This window comes from Achromobacter sp. (assembly GCF_032102605.1).
GTDB lineage: Bacteria > Pseudomonadota > Gammaproteobacteria > Burkholderiales > Burkholderiaceae_B > Achromobacter.
Window position 1 is genome coordinate 172,511 of record NZ_DAMDGT010000004.1, and the last position, 17,675, is coordinate 190,185.

General features: G+C 66.8%; 14 protein-coding genes. 11 read left to right on the plus strand and 3 right to left on the minus strand.

The genetic code is table 11. The features are described from left to right. The first annotated feature begins 136 nt into the window (after window positions 1–136). The 11 genes from RT614_RS11265 (at window position 137) to RT614_RS11315 (ending at window position 16,114) form a co-directional block, all read left to right on the plus strand. A complete protein-coding gene (locus tag RT614_RS11265) occupies window positions 137–2,110 on the plus strand; it encodes a choline BCCT transporter BetT (RefSeq protein ID WP_313622204.1) in 1,974 nt (657 codons plus the stop codon). Window positions 2,111–2,268: 158 nt separating this feature from the next. After that, a complete protein-coding gene (locus RT614_RS11270) occupies window positions 2,269–3,402 on the plus strand; it encodes an efflux RND transporter periplasmic adaptor subunit (RefSeq protein ID WP_313622205.1) in 1,134 nt (377 codons plus the stop codon). A gap of 15 nt (window positions 3,403–3,417) precedes the next feature. Then, window positions 3,418–6,528 (plus strand): MexW/MexI family multidrug efflux RND transporter permease subunit, encoded by a 3,111-nt coding sequence (locus RT614_RS11275; RefSeq protein ID WP_313622206.1) that lies wholly within the window; start codon window positions 3,418–3,420, stop codon window positions 6,526–6,528. A gap of 10 nt (window positions 6,529–6,538) precedes the next feature. Next, complete coding sequence (locus RT614_RS11280; RefSeq protein WP_409558449.1) at window positions 6,539–8,002, plus strand: efflux transporter outer membrane subunit; 1,464 nt, start codon at window positions 6,539–6,541, stop codon at window positions 8,000–8,002. 58 nt (window positions 8,003–8,060) lie between these two features. Further along, window positions 8,061–8,720 (plus strand): metalloregulator ArsR/SmtB family transcription factor, encoded by a 660-nt coding sequence (locus tag RT614_RS11285; RefSeq protein ID WP_313622207.1) that lies wholly within the window; start codon window positions 8,061–8,063, stop codon window positions 8,718–8,720. Further along, a complete protein-coding gene (locus RT614_RS11290; protein WP_313622208.1) occupies window positions 8,717–9,616 on the plus strand; it encodes a LysR family transcriptional regulator in 900 nt (299 codons plus the stop codon). The genes RT614_RS11285 and RT614_RS11290 overlap by 4 nt, the downstream gene beginning before the upstream one ends. A gap of 223 nt (window positions 9,617–9,839) precedes the next feature. Continuing rightward, the gene (locus RT614_RS11295) at window positions 9,840–11,336 is read left to right on the plus strand and encodes an ABC transporter substrate-binding protein (protein WP_313622209.1); all 1,497 of its coding nucleotides are present in this window, start codon (window positions 9,840–9,842) and stop codon (window positions 11,334–11,336) included. Window positions 11,337–11,649: 313 nt separating this feature from the next. Next, on the plus strand, window positions 11,650–13,449 hold the full coding sequence (locus RT614_RS11300; RefSeq protein WP_313622210.1) for a gamma-glutamyltransferase family protein: 1,800 nt from the start codon (window positions 11,650–11,652) through the stop codon (window positions 13,447–13,449). Window positions 13,450–13,535: 86 nt separating this feature from the next. Next, window positions 13,536–14,510 carry a diacylglycerol kinase family protein gene (locus RT614_RS11305; RefSeq protein WP_313622211.1) on the plus strand — a complete coding sequence of 325 codons (975 nt, stop codon included), beginning with the start codon at window positions 13,536–13,538 and terminating at the stop codon, window positions 14,508–14,510. After that, entirely contained in the window at window positions 14,507–15,304 is a 798-nt protein-coding gene (locus RT614_RS11310) for a metallophosphoesterase family protein (protein ID WP_313622212.1), read from the plus strand. The genes RT614_RS11305 and RT614_RS11310 overlap by 4 nt, the downstream gene beginning before the upstream one ends. A gap of 42 nt (window positions 15,305–15,346) precedes the next feature. Continuing rightward, entirely contained in the window at window positions 15,347–16,114 is a 768-nt protein-coding gene (locus RT614_RS11315; protein ID WP_313622213.1) for a phosphatase PAP2 family protein, read from the plus strand. Here the strand turns inward: RT614_RS11315 and RT614_RS11320 are convergent. Genes RT614_RS11320 through RT614_RS11330 form a run of 3 tightly spaced genes read right to left on the minus strand, consistent with a single transcriptional unit; the run spans window position 16,085 to window position 17,570 of the window. Beyond that, window positions 16,085–16,519, minus strand: a complete 435-nt coding sequence (locus tag RT614_RS11320; RefSeq protein WP_313622214.1) for an NAD(P)-binding domain-containing protein — start codon at window positions 16,517–16,519, stop codon at window positions 16,085–16,087. The two genes, RT614_RS11315 and RT614_RS11320, sit on opposite strands and share 30 nt — an antisense overlap. Next, a complete protein-coding gene (locus RT614_RS11325) occupies window positions 16,516–16,959 on the minus strand; it encodes a PaaI family thioesterase (protein ID WP_313622215.1) in 444 nt (147 codons plus the stop codon). Before RT614_RS11325 ends, RT614_RS11320 begins: the two co-directional genes overlap by 4 nt. Beyond that, complete coding sequence (locus RT614_RS11330; protein ID WP_313622216.1) at window positions 16,956–17,570, minus strand: TetR/AcrR family transcriptional regulator; 615 nt, start codon at window positions 17,568–17,570, stop codon at window positions 16,956–16,958. Before RT614_RS11330 ends, RT614_RS11325 begins: the two co-directional genes overlap by 4 nt. Between the last annotated feature and the right edge of the window lie 105 nt (window positions 17,571–17,675).

Sequence of the window (17,675 nt, forward strand, 5' to 3'; positions counted from 1 at the left end):
CAGGGGCCGCGCGGGATGGTCCGCATCTTTGCATTGTCATCCCGGGCACGCCCGTGATAGTAATACCGGCAGCGCACCGGTCGTGCTGAGGGGGCCTGCGCGATGTTCGCGACCCTCGGGCGCAAGGAGTGCCTGCATGACTTCGGAATCCCGATCGCGCGCGACCATCAATCGGCCTGTCTTTTTCACGGCGGCCTTGTTCACCCTGCTGCTTGTGGCGTTTGCGATCATCGCGCCCAAGGCTGCGCAGGACCTCTTCGAATCGATGCAGGCCTGGATCCTTGGCAACGCCAGCTGGTTCTACATCCTGACGGTTGCCGTCATCCTGCTCTCGGTGGCGTTCCTGGCGATCAGCCGCTACGGCGACATCAAGCTGGGTCCCGACCATAGCGAGCCCGACTACCGCAATTTCACCTGGTTCGCCATGCTGTTCTCAGCCGGGATGGGCATCGGCCTGATGTTTTTCGGCGTGGCCGAACCCGTCATGCATTTCGTATCGCCGCCGGTGGGCGAGGGCGGCACGGTCGCGGCGGCGCGCGAGTCCATGAAGATCACCTTCTTTCACTGGGGATTGCACGCCTGGGCGATCTACGCGGCGGTGGCGCTGACGCTGGCCTTCTTCAGCTTCCGGCATGGATTGCCGCTGACGCTGCGATCCGCCCTGTATCCGTTGATCGGCAACCGCATTCACGGGCCGATCGGGCACGCGGTCGACATCTTCGCCATCATCGGGACGGTGCTTGGCGTGGCGACCTCGCTGGGCCTGGGCGTGGCCCAGATGAACAGCGGGCTCAACCACCTGTTCGGCGTTCCCGTGGGCGTGTCGACGCAGATTGTCCTGATCGTCATTACCTGCGGCCTGGCGACGCTTTCGGTGGCAAGCGGCCTGGATCGCGGCATCCGCTTCCTGTCCGAAGCGAACATGGTTCTGGCGGTGATTCTGCTGCTGTTCGTACTGATCGCCGGGCCCACGGTGTTCCTGTTCCAGACCTTTGTGCAGAATACCGGCGCCTATCTGTCCGACCTGGTCAACAAGACATTCAACCTCTACGCCTATGAGCCCACCGACTGGCTGGGCGGATGGACGCTGTTCTACTGGGGCTGGTGGATTGCGTGGTCGCCGTTCGTGGGGCTGTTCATCGCGCGCATCTCGCGGGGCCGCACCATCCGTGAATTCGTCTGCGGCGTGCTGCTGGTGCCTGCCGGATTCACGCTGTTCTGGATGACGGTGTTCGGCGACACGGCCATCCACTTCATCATGATCGGCGGCGTCAAGGAACTGGCGCAGGCCGTGGATGCCGACAGTTCGCTGGCCTTGTTCGCGTTTCTTGAACTGCTGCCGTGGAGCAGCGTGATATCGATCTTCGCCATCGCGATGGTGGCGGTGTTCTTCGTCACGTCCGCCGACTCGGGTGCGCTGGTCGTGGACCTGCTGGCCTCCGGGGGCGCGGATCGCACGCCGGTATGGCAGCGCATCTTCTGGTCCCTTTCCATGGGCGCCGTGGCCATCGCCCTGTTGCTGGCCGATGGTCTGACCGCCTTGCAGACGGCCACCATCGCCAGCGCGCTGCCGTTCTCGATCATCCTGCTGCTGTCGCTGTGGGGCCTGTTCAAGGCGCTCAAGCTGGACGCGACCAAGCGCGGCATCCGCTACCAGTCGCTGACGCTGTCCCGGCCCGCGCGCGGCGGACAATCGTGGGAAAGGCGCCTGCGCAACATGGTGATGATGCCGCGTCGGGCCCACGTGCTGCGCTTCATTTCCGACGTGGTCCGTCCAGCATTCGAGGACGTGGCGGACGAGCTGCGCAAGCAGGGCTATGCCGTAGACGTTCGCGAGGACGAGGAAGCGGGCGGGGCCATCCTCGAAGTCTCCCATGGCGAGCACCTGGACTTTTCCTACGCCGTCCAGCCGCAGGCTTTTGTGCGGCCCAGCCTGACGCCCGACGAGGCGGCCGACGAAGAAGAGCGCAAGTACTTCCGCGCCGAAGTCCACCTGCGCGAAGGCGGGCAGGACTACGACATCATGGGCTGGAGCCGGGACGCAGTGATTGGGGACATCCTGGACCAGTACGAACGGCACCGCCACTACCTGCACATGGTGCGCGACTGATCCTCCCTGCCGCCTGAGCGAAGACGCCACGCCCTGCGTGGCGTTTTTTTGCGCCATAGCCGATCGCTATCTGCCTCATTGCTTTGTCCGCTTTGACGAAAAAACGAGAATCATGGATTATCCAAGAATATTCTTGTTTAAATAAAAGTGAGCGAATCATGAAGGCGAAATTGCGGGCGTGGACGGTGTGCGCCCTGGCGGTGGCGGCGGGGCTCGTGGGCGGAGGGATCTACTGGAAGTACAGCGGCGCGAAGCCGGGCGGCGGCTGGGCGATGCCGCCCGCCAAGGTGGCCGTGGCCCCCGCGGTACAGGCCGATTTCCCCGTGGTGTTGAGCGGCATCGGTTCGCTCGAGGCGACGCGCCAGGTGCTGGTGCCCGCCGAGGTTGACGGACGCATCGCGCAGATCCTGTTCACGGCGGGCGAACAGGTCAAGGCGGGGCAACTGCTGGTGCTGTTGAATGATGCGCCCGAGCAGGGCGAGCTGGCTCGACTGCAGGCGCAGGCCCGCAACGCGCGAACCCTGCTGGAGCGCACGCGCCGGCTGGTGCCGCTTCAGGCCGCCACGCGCGAGCAGCTGGACCAGGCGCAAGCAGATTACGAACAGGCAGCCGGCGACATCCGGCGCGTGCAGGCGCTGATCGAGCAAAAGCGAATCAAGGCGCCGTTCGACGGCGTCCTGGGCGTGCGCCGCGTGAACCTGGGACAGTTCGCGCGGGCAGGGGATCCGCTGGTATCGCTGACCGATGGGTCTTCCATGTACGCGAATATCAATCTGCCGGAACAGGCGCTGGGCGTGCTCCGCACCGGCCAGCCGGTCAGCGTCGCTGTGGACGCGCATGCGGGACGCGAATTCCAGGGCAAGGTCACGACCGTCGAGCCGCAGGTGGACCCAGGCACCCGCACGGTCCGCGTGCAGGCGCTGCTGCCCAACCCCGACGGCGCGCTGTCCGCCGGAATGTTTGCGCATGGACGGATAGGCCTGCCGGACCGTCCGGGCGTCATCACCGTGCCGGAAACGGCCGTCAGCTATAGCGCTTACGGCGATTCGGTCTACGTGGTGGTCGCGCCCGAGTCCGGCGCGGCCTCCGCGGGCCCGACCGTCCGGCAGGCCTATGTGAAGACTGCGGAACGGCTGAGCGGCCGGGTGGTGGTGACCGAAGGCCTGACGGCCGGCGACCGCGTCGTGACCTCGGGCCAGCTTCGCCTGCACAACGGCGCGGCGGTCGAGATACTGCCCGACGACACGGTGGCGTTGCACAAGCCTGTCTCGGCCGTGGCAGAAGCGCGTTAAGGCGCGGAGACAGACATGACATTCACAGACCTGTTCGTGCGCCGCCCCGTGCTGGCGCTGGTGGTCAGCACCCTCATCCTGCTCCTGGGCATCAAGGCCCTGAGCGGGCTGCCCGTCCGGCAGTACCCGTTGACCGAAAGCACCACCATCACCATCACCACCCAATACCCGGGCGCGTCGCCCGATCTGATGCAGGGCTTCGTGACGCAGCCCATCGCCCAGTCCGTGGCGACCGTCGAGGGCATCGATTACCTGTCCTCGTCGTCCACCCAAGGCCGCAGCGTCATCACCGTGCGGATGAAGCTGAACGCGGATTCCAACAAGGCCATGACCGAGGTGATGGCCAAGGTCAACGAGGTCAAGTACCGCCTGCCGCAGGACGTCTACGATCCCGTGCTGGTCAAGTCCGCGGGCGAGGCCACGGCCGTGGCCTATGTCGGATTTTCCAGCAGCACGCTGTCGCTGGCTGCGCTGACCGACTACCTGTCGCGCGTGGTGCAGCCGCAGCTGTCGTCGATCGACGGCGTGGCCAGCGTCGAACTGTACGGCGGGCAGAAGCTGGCGATGCGGGTCTGGCTGGACCCCGACCGCATGGCGGCGCGCGGCATCTCCGCCGGCGAACTGGCCGATGCGCTGCGCGAGAACAACGTGCAGGCGGCGCCTGGACAGGCCAAGGGCCTGTACGTGGTGTCCAACATCCAGATCAACACCGATCTGGTCAACGTGGCGGAATTCCGCGACCTGGTCATCAAGCGCGACGGCGGCGTGATCGTGCGCCTGGGCGACGTGGCCACCGTGGAGCTCGGAGCGGCGTCCACCGATTCCAGCGGATTGATGGACGGCGAGCCGGCGGTGTATTTCGGCCTGAACGCCACGCCGGTGGGCAATCCCCTGGTCATCGTGCAGCGCTTGAACGAACTGCTGCCCAACATCAAGCAAAGCCTGCCGCCGGGCACGAGCGTGCAGGTGCCGTTCGAACTGGCCCGCTTCATCAGCGCCTCCATCGACGGCGTGACGCGCACGCTGCTGGAGGCCATCGTCATCGTGGTGGCGGTGATCTTCCTGTGCCTGGGATCGCTGCGCGCCGTGCTGATTCCCGTGGTGACCATCCCGCTGTCCATGCTGGGCGGCGCGGCCATCATGGCGCTGTTCGGTTTCAGCGTGAATCTGCTGACGCTGCTTGCCATGGTGCTGGCGATCGGGCTGGTGGTGGACGACGCCATCGTCGTGGTCGAAAACGTGCACCGCCACATCGAGGAAGGCAAGTCGCCCGTGCGCGCCGCGCTGATCGGCGCCCGCGAAGTGGCCGGCCCGGTGATCGCCATGACCATCACGCTGGCGGCCGTCTATGCGCCGATCGGGCTGATGGGCGGTCTGACCGGATCGCTCTTCAAGGAGTTTGCGTTCACCCTGGCGGGCGCCGTGGTGGTGTCCGGCGTGATCGCGCTGACGCTGTCGCCCGTGATGAGTTCATTCCTGCTGCATGGCCGCGTGTCGGAGGGCTGGATGGCCCGCCGCGCCGAGCACTTCTTCGGCCGCCTGGGCGATGCCTATGGCCGCGTGCTCGACATATCGCTGCATCACCGCTGGATCACCGGCGCGCTGGCGGTGGCGGTGCTGGCCAGCCTGCCGTTCCTGTACAACGCTGCCCAGCGGGAGCTGGCGCCGGTCGAAGACCAGTCCACGGTGCTGACGGCCATCAAATCGCCCCAGCAGGCCAACATCGATTACGTCGAGAAGTTCGGCAAGAAGTGGGACGACGTCATGAAGACGCTGCCCGAACAGAAGGGGCGCTGGCTGATCAACGGGTCGGACGGCGTGTCAAACAGCATCGGCGGCGTGGACTTCGTGGATTGGCAGGACCGCACGCGTTCCGCCGACGAGATCCAGGCCGACATGCAATCGATGGCGAACCGGGTCGAAGGCAGCAACATCTTTGCGTTCCAGTTGCCGTCCCTGCCGGGATCCACCGGCGGGCTGCCCGTGCAGATGGTGCTGATGAGCGCCTCGGACTACGCCGTCGTCTACGAGGCCATGGAGGACCTGAAGAAGGCGGCGCGTGACAGTGGCCTCTTCATGGTGGTGGACAGCGACCTGGACTACAACAATCCGGTCGTGCAGTTGAAGGTGGACCGCGCCAAGGCCAACAGCCTGGGCGTCACCATGAAGGCCATCGGCGACACGCTGGCCGTGCTGGTGGGCGAGAACTACGTCAACCGTTTCGGCATGGACGGACGTTCCTATGACGTCATTCCGCAAAGCCTGCGCGAACAGCGCATCTCGCCGCAGGCGCTGGCGCAATACCATGTGAAAAGCGCCAGCGGCGCCCAGGTGCCGCTGTCCAACATCGTGTCGGTGTCCATGGGCGTCGAGCCCAACAAGCTGACCCAGTTCAACCAGTTGAACGCCGCCACGTTCCAGGCGATTCCCATGCCGGGCGTCACGATGGGCGACGCGGTGCAGTTCCTGACGCGCCAGGCTCAGGCGCTGCCCGCGGGGTTCAGCTACGACTGGCAGTCCGACGCCCGGCAATTCACCCAGGAAGGCTCGGCGCTGATGATCACCTTCATCTTCGCCATCATCGTTATCTACCTGGTCCTGGCCGCGCAGTACGAGAGCCTGCGCGACCCGTTCATCATCCTGGTGAGCGTGCCGATGTCGATCTGCGGCGCGCTGATCCCGCTGGCGCTGGGCATGGCGACCATCAACATCTATACGCAGATCGGCCTGGTGACCTTGATCGGGCTGATCAGCAAGCACGGCATCCTGATGGTGGAATTCGCCAACGAAATGCAGGTCAGCCACGGCCTGGACCGGCGCGCGGCGATGGAGCAGGCCGCCCGCATCCGCCTGCGTCCCATCCTGATGACGACGGCGGCGATGGTCATGGGGCTGATTCCCTTGCTTTTTGCCACCGGGGCCGGCGCGCACAGCCGCTACAGCCTGGGGCTGGTCATCGTGGTGGGGCTGCTGGTGGGCACGCTCTTTACGCTGTTTGTCCTGCCCACCGTCTACACCGTGTTTGCGCGGGATCACCGGGCGGCGAACGAGACGCCCCGAGCCCGCGAACTGGCGCTGGCCGAGGCCGAGGATGCGCGTGCAGCCGGCGCGGCGGCCGGCCACTGAGGAATCGATCATGGATATGCAATACCTTTCCAAACGCTTGCGCCGCGGCGCCATCCTGCTGCTGGCGGCGCTGGCCGCCGGGTGCGCCGTCGGCCCCGACTACCAAAAGCCGCAGCCTGACGCTGTCGTTCTGGCCAGTCCGGAACTGGCGATGTTTTCCACCGACCAGCTTCAGCGCGAGTGGTGGAAGCAACTGCAGGACCCGCAGCTCGACCGCCTGATCGACCTGGCGTTGGTCCGCAACCTGGACATCCGCATCGCCCAAGCCCGCCTTGCCGAGTCGCGTGCGGTGCTGGACGAAAAGGAACTGGACAAGCTGCCCGCCGTGACGCTGAACGGCGGTTATGAACGCAGTCTTTCGCAGGCCAACCCCGGTGTTGCCGGGCAGCGCAACCTGGCCGAAAGCTACCGGGCTGGGTTCGACGCCACCTGGGAACTGGACCTGTTCGGCCGTCTGCGCCGCGCGGCTGAAGGCGCAGCTGCCATCAGCGAGGCGCAGGCCGCTGATCTCGCCCAGGCCCGCATCGTCGTCGCGGCCGAAGTGGCGCGCAACTATTTCGAACTGCGCGGCGCGGAGCAGCGCCTGGCCGTGGCGCGCGCCAACCTGGCCAGTCAGCAAGACAGCCTGCGTGTGACCGAAGCCATGGTGTCGGCCGGGCGCGGGGACGAAGGCGACCTCGCCAGCGCGCGAGCCGAACTGGAAACCGTGCTGGCCAGCGTGCCCGTGCAGGAAACCGCGCGGCGGCTGGCTCTGTACCGCATCGCGGTGCTGGCCGGGCTGCGACCGGTGGAACTGGGTGAACTGGATGCGGGCAAGCCTTTGACCCCGCTGACGGCCCGGCTGCCGATCGGCGACGCGGGCGCCTTGCTGTCCCGCCGCCCCGACGTCCTGGCGGCCGAGCGCAACATGGCGGCCGCGAATGCGGACGTCGGCGTCGCCACGGCCGACTTGTATCCCCGCATCGACCTGGGCGGATTCCTGGGTTTCGTCGCCCTGCGAGGCGCGGACTTCGGCACGGGAAGCAGCCGCGCCTTCTCGGTGGCGGCGGCGGCGGACTGGCCGGCCTTTCACCTGCCCACGGCGCTGGCCCGCAAGCGCGGGGCCGAGGCGCGCCTTCAGGGCGAAGCCGCCCGCTATGAACAGGCGGTGCTGCGCGCGGTAGAGGAACTGGAGTCGGCGTTGGCGGAATATGGGCAGACGCAGCAGCGCCTGGCGAACCTGGTCCAGGCCGCAGCGCACAGCGGAAGGGCCGCGGAACTGGCGCGGCTGCGCTACCGCGAAGGCAGCACGGCCTATTTGACCGTGCTGGACGCGCAGCGTACGCTTTTGCGCGCCCAGGACGCCGTGGCAGTCGCGGAAACCGAGTCCTACACGCGACTGATCGCGCTGTACAAGGCGCTGGGCGGCGGCTGGGAAGCCCCGCCGGAAACCTCCGCCGCGGCGGCCGCGGCCACGCCGCCCGGCGCTGGTTGACCGCAAGCCCGCTGCCCATGGCACCATAGGAACCTTCTTCCGGAGCATCGTTACCCTCATGTCCGACAGCCTGTCCCACCCCGCCGCCGGGACGCCGCATCAGCCGGCGGACCGCGTGCTCATGACACTCAAGACGCGCGGGCCGCAGTCCGTCGCGGTCATAGCCCGGGCCATGGACGTGACAGCCGAGGCGGTGCGCCAGCAGATGACCCGGCTGCACGCGGACGGGCTGGTCGATTCCGAGAGCCGCGGCGCGGGGCGGGGGCGGCCGACGCAGATCTGGTTCCTGACCGAAGCGGGGCACGGACGCTTTCCGGACACGCATGCCGAGATGACGGTGCAGATGATCACGGCCGTGCGCCAGGTGTTCGGGGACGAGGGCATCGACAAACTGGTCCAGGCGCGAGAAAGCAGCATGCTGAACGGCTACCAGCGCGCGATGCTGGACGCCCGAAGCCTGAAAGAGCGGCTGGAACGCCTGGTCGAGGTGCGCAGCGCGGAAGGCTACATGGCCGAAATGCGCCAGGACGGAGCAGATTTCGTCTTCATCGAAAACCACTGTCCCATCTGTTCCGCGGCAAAGGCCTGTATGGGCTTTTGCCGCAGCGAACTTGAACTGTTCCGCAAAGTGCTCGGCGAAGGCGTCCAGGTCGAACGGGAAGAACACATCCTTGCGGGGGCGCGCCGCTGCGCCTACCGGGTCAGCGAGCGTCCATGACCCTCAAGCAGCTCGAAGCCTTTTACTGGGCCGCCACCTGCGCAAGTTTCGCCGTGGCTGCCGAGCGCCTGCATCTGTCGGTCTCGTCGCTGTCCAAGCGCATCACCGAACTTGAAGAAGCGTTGGGACAGGCGCTGTTCGACCGCAGCGGCCACAAGGCTGTGCTCACGGATGCGGGCCAGCGGCTGGTGCCGCAGGCCCGCGGACTGCTCGAGGCCGCCGACCAGGTTCGAGCCTCCATGGCCGAAACCCCCGGCTTGCGCGGCCGTTGCCGCTTCGGCGTGGGCGAGCTGACCGCGCTTACATGGCTGCCGCGCCTGATCGGCGCCGTGCGCGCCGCCTACCCGGAACTGGTGCTGGAACCGTATGTCGACATCGGCCAGGTGCTGGAGCAGCGGGTCGCAGACGGCGAACTGGACTTCGCAGTCATCGCCGGACGATCTTCGCGGCCCGGAATTGCCTCGTCGCCCATCGGCGAAGCCCGTTTTTCCTGGGCAGCGGCGCCCTCGGCGCTGACGGCTGGGCAAACCCGCATGACGCTGGCGCTGCTGGCGCGTCTGCCGCTGGTGACGCTGCCCGAAGGCGCGGGCACGACGCGCATCATCGATGACTGGATGGCGGGCCGCGACGTCGCGGGCGAACGCCTCTGCTGCAACAACTGGGGCGCCATTGTCGGCCTGCTGATCGAGGGCACCGGGGTAGGGTTGCTTCCCAGCCATTGGGCCGACGCGCTCCAGGCCGAGGGCAGCCTGCGCGTGCTGCATGGCGAACCCGAACTGGCGGCCTTGCCCTACGCCTTTCAATACCGGCGCGACGACACGCGACCGCTCGTCGCCATGTTGCGGGACGCGGTGGCCGCCTCGGTGGACTTCGCGGCTCCGTGCCGGTTGCCCTGACGCCCGCGTCCGCAAGGCGGCCGCCACCGGCGTATATTTAGCGGCGCGACAGCCGCCGGTCTATACAATCGCCGCGCGCCTGGCGCAGAATCCAACAACAACGTGCGCAGCGGGGGATGGGCCCGGCGATGCGGCACGGCTCGGGGGCGGCTTTTCTCATTGCCAGGCGATGCGCCGACGGCGCATAGGAAAACCGGCCGCCCTGATTCGACGGAGATCATTCATGCGTAAACTTTGCCTCGCCATGGCCATGGCGGGAATGCTGGCTTCCGGACTGGCGCATGCCCAGTCCACCCTGCGTATCGGACTGCAGGACGATCCGGACGTGCTGGATCCGGCGCGCGCCCGCACTTTTGTCGGCCGCATCGTGTTTGCCTCGCTGTGCGACCGACTCGTCGACATCACGCCCGACCTGAAGTTCGTGCCCCAGCTCGCGCAGTCCTGGTCCGTCGGCCCCGACAACAAGACGCTGACGTTCAAGCTGCGCACCGACGCCGTCTTCCATGACGGCACGCCCATCAACGCCGCCGCCGTCAAGGCCAACCTCGACCGCGCCCGCACGCTGCCGGACAGCAACCGCAAGAGCGAACTGGCCACCGTCGCCAGTATCGACACGCCGGACGACCAGACCGTGGTGCTGAACCTGTCCGAGCCCGACGCCTCGCTGCTGTCGCAGCTGTCCGACCGCGCCGGCATGATGATTTCGCCCGCCAGCTTCGACAAGGATCCCGGCGGCAAGCCCGTGTGCTCCGGTCCGTACCAATTCAAAGAGCGCGTGCAGAACGACCGCATCGTGCTCGAGAAATTCCCCAAGTACTGGGACGCGGCCAACTATCACTTCGATCGCCTGGTCTATACGCCGATCCCGGACAACACCGTGCGCCTGAACAACCTGCGCGCGGGCGACCTGGACATCATCGAACGCGTGGCGCCCAGCGACGCCAAGGCCGTCAAGGACGACGCCAGCCTGCGCCTCGCTCCGGTCACCGGCCTGGGCTTCCAGTCCATTTCCGTGAACCTCGCCAACGGCGCGCGCGCCGACCATCCGCTGGCCAAGGACAAGCGTGTGCGCCAGGCGCTGGACCTGGCCATCGACCGCGACGTGCTGAACCAGGTGATCGGCGAAGGCATGTTCCAACCCGCCTACCAGCCGTTCCCCCCCGCCAGCTTCGCCTTCAACAAGTCGTTCGAGCGCCAGGGCCGCGATCCCAAGAAGGCGCAGGCCCTGCTGAAGGAAGCCGGCTACGACCGCGTGAAGTTCGAGATCACCTTCGGCAACAACACCACCATGCAGCAGGTCTTCGAACTGGTGCAGGCCATGGGGGCGGAAGCCGGGTTCGACATCACCCTGCGTCCGGTCGAGTTCGCCTCGCTGCAATCGTCGCTGGCCCGCGGCGACTTCCAGGTGGGCCAGAGCGGCTGGTCCGGCCGCGTCGATCCCAGCGGCAACATCCACCAGTACCTCAGCTGCAAGGGCAACCTGAACGACGGCAAGTTCTGCGACGCCGGCGTGGACAAGCTGCTGAACGACGCTCGCGCCGAGGCCGACACCGCCAAGCGCCGCGCCCTGTACGACCAGGTGCTGGCGGCGATGCAGGACCAGCGTCCCATCATCTATCTGTTCTATCTGCCGTGGACGTTCGGCGTGCAAGCCAAGGTGGACGGCTTCGTTCCCTATCCCGACGGCCTGATCCGCCTGAAGGGCGTCACGAAGAAATAGGCCCCCCCGTACCCGCTTACGCGGGCCCCCCAGGGGGCGACACCTGCGGACCGGGGGGAGGTCCCACCCCCGACCCGCTGCGCGGGTCCCCCTCAAGGGGGCCCACCTGCGGACCGGCGGAGCCGGATCCGCGGTGCCTCGATGGCGTATGTCCAGTGCAACGCCTTTTGCCTTCCGCGTTTTACTTTTATGTAGTGACATGGGTTCGGACCATCGCATGGATTTTTCCGCAGATGTCCGACACCCCGACGCGACGACCTCTGCCCGTTTCGATGCCGCCAGGGCGTCTGATACCCCAAAGAACAGGACCATCATGTTTACGACTCGCCCGGAAATCCTCGGCACCTTTGGTGTCGTGACGTCCACCCATTGGCTGGCCAGCGCGGCCGGCATGTCGTTGCTGGAGCGCGGCGGCAACGCGTTCGACGCCTGCGCCGCCTCGGCGTTCGTGCTGCAGGTGGTCGAACCCCACCTGGTCGGCCCGGCCGGCGAGGTGCCCGCTGTGTTCTATTCCGCGCGCACCGGCAAGGTCGAGGTGTTGTGCGGACAGGGCACGACGCCCGCCGCCGCAACCCTGGAGCGCTATCGCGCCGAAGGCCTCAAGCTCATTCCCGGCAATGGCCTGCTCGCCACCGTCATTCCGGGCGCGTTCGATGCCTGGATGCTGCTGCTGCGCGACCACGGCACGATGCGCGTACGGGACGTCCTCGAACCCGCCATCTATTACGCCGAACATGGCCATGCGCTGATGCCGCGCATCTCCAACACGATCGCCGGGCTGAAGGATTTCTTCGAAACGCACTGGCCGACGACTGCAGCGGTCTACGTGCCGGGCGGCCAGGTGCCGGCGGCGCGCAAGCTGTTCCGCAATCCGGCGCTGGCACGCACCTGGATGCGGGTGCTGAAAGAAGCCGAGAGCGCAGGCGCCGACCGCGAGCGCCAGATCGAAGCCGCCCGCGACGCCTTCTACCGCGGTTTCATCGCCGAAGAGATCGACCGGTTCGCCCGCAACACCGATGTCATGGACGAAAGCGGCACGACACACCGCGGCGTCATCACGGCGGACGACCTGGCTGGCTGGTCCGCCAGCTACGACAAACCGCTGACCTACGATTACCACGGCTACACGGTGGCGAAGGCCGGCGCGTGGAGCCAGGGGCCGGTCTTCCTGCAGACGCTCGCCATCCTGAAGGAAATGGATCTGGCGGGCGTCAGTCCCACCAGCGCGGAATTCGTCCACCGCATCACCGAAGCCATGAAGCTGGCCTTCGCGGACCGCGAGGCCTATTACGGCGACCCGGCTTTCATCGACGTGCCGCTGGCCCACCTGCTCTCGGACGAGTACAACGCCGAACGCCGCAAGCTGATCGGCGAGACCGCGTCTCGCGACCTGCTGCCTGGGACGGTGCCCGGCTTCGAGGCGCAGGTGGCGCGCGTCATGGACACGCTGCAGCGCCTGTCGCCCATCACCGCGCCCGGCAGCGCCACCAACGAGCCCACGCTTGCCGACATGCGCGCGTCGGCCAAGCGCGGCGACACGACGCACGTGGACGTCATCGACCGTTGGGGCAACATGATCTCGGCCACGCCGTCGGGCGGCTGGTTCCAGTCGTCGCCGGTCATTCCCGAACTGGGCTTTGGACTGAACACGCGCGCCCAGATGTTCTGGCTGGAAGAGGGCCTGCCGGGCACGCTGGCGCCGGGCAAGCGCCCGCGCACCACGCTGACCCCGTCGCTGGCCCTGCGCGACGGCAAGCCTTATCTGGCGTTCGGCACGCCGGGCGGCGACCAGCAGGAGCAATGGCAGCTGCTGTTCTTCCTGCGCCATGTACACCATGGCTTGAACCTGCAGGAAGCTATCGACCTGCCCATGTCGCACACCATGCATTTCCCCACGTCGTTCTATCCCCGCGACCGCAAGCCGGGACACCTGGCGCTGGAAGCCAGCTTCGGCGCCGACGTCATCGAGGCCTTGCGCCAGCGTGGACACCAGATCGAGGAGGTGCCCGAATGGTCAGTGGGCCGCCTGACCGCGGCCTCGCGCGATCCCGATGGCCTGTTGCATGCGGCGGCCACGCCGCGACTGATGCAGGCGTACGCCATCGGACGTTGACCGGAGCGGCGCGCGGCACCCGTCCTGCAGTTGCCATGCGCCGCGGCGTCTTGCGGCAGTTTGCCCGCATAGGGTATGTTTGTCGCATGACGCCAACCGAGCAGAGCCCGGCACCAGCGGCTCGACCCCTCACGGGAACTGAACCTCTCTTCATTGTCCTCAACACCGGATCGGGGCGCGGCGACGCGCAGGTCCTGCAGGACACCATCCGCCGCATCCTCGATGAATCCGGCCGACGCTACGAACTCATGCCGGTGGACGACCCATCGCGCCTGACGGACGTCGCACGGCAGGCGGTCAAGCGCGCCCAGGACGAACAAGGCGTCGTCATCGCCGCCGGCGGCGACGGCACGCTGAACGCCGTGGCGGGCACGGTCCTGGGGCAGGGCGTGCCCTTCGGCATCCTGCCGCAAGGCACCTTCAACTATTTCGGTCGCACTTACGGTATCTCGCAGGAAACCGAAGTGGCGCTGCGCGGCTTTCTTCAAGGCAGCCTGCGTCCGGTGCAGGTCGGCATGCTGAACGGCCGGCTGTTCCTCGTCAACGCCAGCCTCGGACTGTATCCACAGCTGCTCGAAGACCGCGAAGCCTACAAGCAGCGGTTCGGCCGCAAGCGCTGGGTGGCCCTTTGGTCGGGGCTGGTCACGCTGCTGCGCGAGCCTCGCCACCTCGGGCTCGAACTCGAATACGAGGGCAAGGCGCGCAATATGCGTTCGCCCACCCTGGTGGTCGGCAACAACAAGCTGCAGCTCGAGCACATCGGCATCGACCACGCAGAACTCGATCACAACCGGCTGGTCGCCATGTCGGCAAAGCCGGTTGGCACGCTGGCCCTGTACGGCCTGCTGGTCCGGGGCCTGCTCAGCCGGCTGGGCGAAGCCGAACACGTCGTCAGCTTCGCGTTCGACCGGCTGACGGTGCGCGTCCGGGGCCGCCGACGCGTCAAGGTCGCCATGGATGGCGAAATTTCCTGGATGGACACGCCGCTGGAATTCAAGGTGGCCGCGGACCGGCTGCCGCTCGTGGTGCCCGCGGACTCCGAGTACCTGGATCGTTCATGACGCGCATCCTGCATCTGTCCGATACCCATTTCGGCACCGAACGCAAAGCGGTCGTCGAGGCTGTCCTTGATCTTGCCCGATCGCTGGCCCCGGACCTGGTCGTCCTCAGCGGGGACATCACGCAGCGCGCCCGCCGCGGCCAGTTCACTGCCGCCCGCCGGTTTATCGAGCGCCTGTCGCTGCCGGTATTGGCCGTGCCCGGCAATCATGACATCCCACTTTTCAACGTGTTCGCGCGCGCGCTGAACCCGTACGGCAACTACAAGCGCGCGCTGGGCCCGATTCTCGAACCCGTGTTCGAGAACGACGGCGTGCTGGCCATCGGGGTGAACACCACGCGGCCAAGGCGCCGCAAGGACGGCGAAATCTCCGACACGCAGATCGCCCGCGTCTCGCAGCGGCTGCGCCAGGCGAGGCCGGGCCAGTTGCGCATCGTCGTGGCCCACCATCCCGTGCGCGCCAAAGTGGAGTCCGACCTCTCCAACCTGCTTATCGGCCGCGAACGGGCGCTTGCCGCCTGGTCGCAGGCAGGCGTCGACCTGGTGCTGGGCGGTCACATACACTTGCCCTACGTCTTGCCCCTGACCGCCGCGTCGGCGCCAGCCGGCTGGATCGTCCAGGCGGGGACTACCTGCTCTCACCGCGTGCGGGGCAGCGTGCCCAATTCGCTGGGGGTGATCACCTGGGCGCAGGAAGACGGCGGGCAGGTGTGCCATGTCGAGCGGTGGGACTATGCGGCGGGCGCCCATGCATTCTCGCCCGTCGACAAGACGCTGGTCACCCTGTCGCGATGAGTCGTTCGGTCGTCGCACTTTTTTCTTTTTGATGGCGCATTCATGACCGATGCCTACGCGGCATGGGCCGCGGCCCATGCCTTGCAACTGTTTTTCGTGCTGCCGGTCCTGGCGGGCGGCGTCGCGCTGCTGTTCATGCAGTGCTACCGCAGGCTGTCCGCAAACGGGCGCACGGCGCTTTTTGCCACGACGGCCTGCGTGTCTTTCGCGCTGTTCCTCGTGCTGGCCCTGGCGGTCGAGCATCGCGGAATGGTCGTGGCGTTCGACGGCGCGCTGGCCAATGCGCTCAGCATGACCATGTCCACGTCGATGCTGTGGCTGCTTTCCTGGTTCACCTACCTGGGCGACCGCAACCTGCTTACCGTCGTGAGCGTGCTGATGACGCTCGGCCTGCTCTGGCGTGGCCGGTGGCAGTTTGCCGTGTTTTGCGCCATCGCGACCGGCCTGGGTGGCGCGCTCAATTGGCTGCTCAAGCATACGTTCGAGCGCGTGCGGCCGCTCCACGATCACGGTTATGTCATCGCGACCGGGTGGAGCTTTCCCAGCGGCCATTCGTCGGCCGCCATGGCCGTGTACGGCACGGCCTGCTACCTGATGTGGCGCCTGGCGCCGCCGGCGTGGCGCTTGCCCTGCGTGGCCGTCATGGCCGCGCTGATCATGGCGATCGGCCTGAGCCGGATCCTGCTGCAGGTGCACTTCGCCAGCGATGTCGTGGCGGGCCTTTCGGTCAGCCTGTGTTGGCTGACGCTATGCGTCGCGGCCATCGAGCGCCTGCACGCGTCAGGCGGAATGGTTCAACGCGTTCAGTAGGCGCGCTTCGACGTCCTCTCCGACGCCAACCCGCAGCGGCGCGCGCGCATAGCGTCCGCCCGCGCTGGCGATGGCCCGGTCCAGCTGCGTCGCCCGCTCGGCAGGCGGCGGGTCCAGGTCGATGATCAGCTTTCCGGCAATGGGCGCGGTGACCTGCCCATCGCTGAAGCGCTCGAGCGTGCGGTCGATCTCGCGTTCGCGTGGCAGGGCCAGCACGATCGTGTCCGACTCCGCCAGCGCTTCGCGCGCCGATGTGGCCAGCGTGGCGCTGCCCCGGAAATCCTCGCAGCGGGCGGACTCGATATCGTAGAGCGTCAGTGCGATGTCGGGTTCGGCGGCCAACAGGCGCCGGGCGGCCCACGTGCCCAGCCGGCCCATGCCGACGATGCTGACGCGCGGGCTCATGGCCTGGGCACCGACCACGTGCTCACGATGTGCGCGAGGGGCTCATCGGAGCCTTCGCCCGTCAAGGTGACCTCGCCGGCGGACAGGCGGCCCACCTTCAGCAGGCGGGCGTGGGCATGAATGGCGCCGGCGGGGCTCTTGCGCAGGAAGTTGATGGTCAGGCTCGCGGTGACCGCGTGGGCCTGCCCGGTGGCGCCCACCACCGCGGCATACATGGCCAGATCCGCAAGTCCCATCAGCATCGGGCCCGCGACGATACCCCCCAGGCGCTGGTGAGCGTCACGCGCGGGCAGTATGGCGTGGGCCGTGCCGTGGCCGATGTGCAGCACGTCGATGCCAAGCAGCATCGAAAAGGGATGCTGGTCGGCCAGCAGCACATGAAAATCCGCAAGCGTGATCAGTGGCGCTTGCACGTCGGAGGCCAGGTCGATTGCAGTCATCGTTGTTCCAGGGCGTGGCAATAGGTGTCCAGCAGCGCTTCGGCCTGCTGGCCCAGGGATTTGAGGCGGCGCGTATGCAACAGCAGCAACAGGCCCATCAAATAGGTAAAGACATTCATCTGTTCGACCTGGACGACGCCATCCTCCCACGCCTTCGTGCGCGCCAGCGCGTGTCCAATAAGGTCAATACATTCCCGCAGCCGCCCGTTCAGTTGCTCGTCCATGTCCCGGCCCAGTCCTCGCGGTCCAAGCCCCTGGAACAGATACAGCCCCAACGAGAAGTCCGTGCGCCGGTCGGCGTAGTACCCAAAGAAGGCGTGGACGACATTGCGCGCGGCGGACGGCGGTTCTGAATCCGTCGCGGCCTGCTTCAGGTGCGCGTGCAGCCGCTGCAACGACTCATCCAGTAATTCCCCGTACAGCGCCTCCTTGCCTGCGAACCACGGGTAGATAGCGCCCGTGGTGCAGCCGGCCTCCCTGGCGATCGCGCGGATCGTGGTCTTCTCCAGACCGTCGCGCTCGAATACGCGCTGGGCGGCGTCCAGGACAATCTGCCTGCGAAGGGCGCTCAGGCGTTCGTTGCGGTCAGCGCGGGGGGAGGGGGTAGACATCTGTTAGCCAGGAGAGGGCGATTCATCAGATCATATCGACGATTTTTATTAATAACAACGTTATTTCGGCTGCCTGTGATTACGATGATCTTCAGCGTCGGAGTT

Excerpts from the sequence above, each read along its gene's own strand:
- RT614_RS11265 (WP_313622204.1), top strand. The coding sequence starts at position 137 with ATGACTTCGGAATCCCGATCGCGCGCGACCATCAATCGGCCTGTCTTT.
- RT614_RS11270 (WP_313622205.1), top strand. The coding sequence starts at position 2,269 with ATGAAGGCGAAATTGCGGGCGTGGACGGTGTGCGCCCTGGCGGTGGCG.
- RT614_RS11275 (WP_313622206.1), top strand. The coding sequence starts at position 3,418 with ATGACATTCACAGACCTGTTCGTGCGCCGCCCCGTGCTGGCGCTGGTG.
- RT614_RS11280 (WP_409558449.1), top strand. The coding sequence starts at position 6,539 with ATGGATATGCAATACCTTTCCAAACGCTTGCGCCGCGGCGCCATCCTG.
- RT614_RS11285 (WP_313622207.1), top strand. The coding sequence starts at position 8,061 with ATGTCCGACAGCCTGTCCCACCCCGCCGCCGGGACGCCGCATCAGCCG.
- RT614_RS11290 (WP_313622208.1), top strand. The coding sequence starts at position 8,717 with ATGACCCTCAAGCAGCTCGAAGCCTTTTACTGGGCCGCCACCTGCGCA.
- RT614_RS11295 (WP_313622209.1), top strand. The coding sequence starts at position 9,840 with ATGCGTAAACTTTGCCTCGCCATGGCCATGGCGGGAATGCTGGCTTCC.
- RT614_RS11300 (WP_313622210.1), top strand. The coding sequence starts at position 11,650 with ATGTTTACGACTCGCCCGGAAATCCTCGGCACCTTTGGTGTCGTGACG.
- RT614_RS11305 (WP_313622211.1), top strand. The coding sequence starts at position 13,536 with ATGACGCCAACCGAGCAGAGCCCGGCACCAGCGGCTCGACCCCTCACG.
- RT614_RS11310 (WP_313622212.1), top strand. The coding sequence starts at position 14,507 with ATGACGCGCATCCTGCATCTGTCCGATACCCATTTCGGCACCGAACGC.
- RT614_RS11315 (WP_313622213.1), top strand. The coding sequence starts at position 15,347 with ATGACCGATGCCTACGCGGCATGGGCCGCGGCCCATGCCTTGCAACTG.
- RT614_RS11320 (WP_313622214.1), bottom strand. The coding sequence starts at position 16,519 with ATGAGCCCGCGCGTCAGCATCGTCGGCATGGGCCGGCTGGGCACGTGG.
- RT614_RS11325 (WP_313622215.1), bottom strand. The coding sequence starts at position 16,959 with ATGACTGCAATCGACCTGGCCTCCGACGTGCAAGCGCCACTGATCACG.
- RT614_RS11330 (WP_313622216.1), bottom strand. The coding sequence starts at position 17,570 with ATGTCTACCCCCTCCCCCCGCGCTGACCGCAACGAACGCCTGAGCGCC.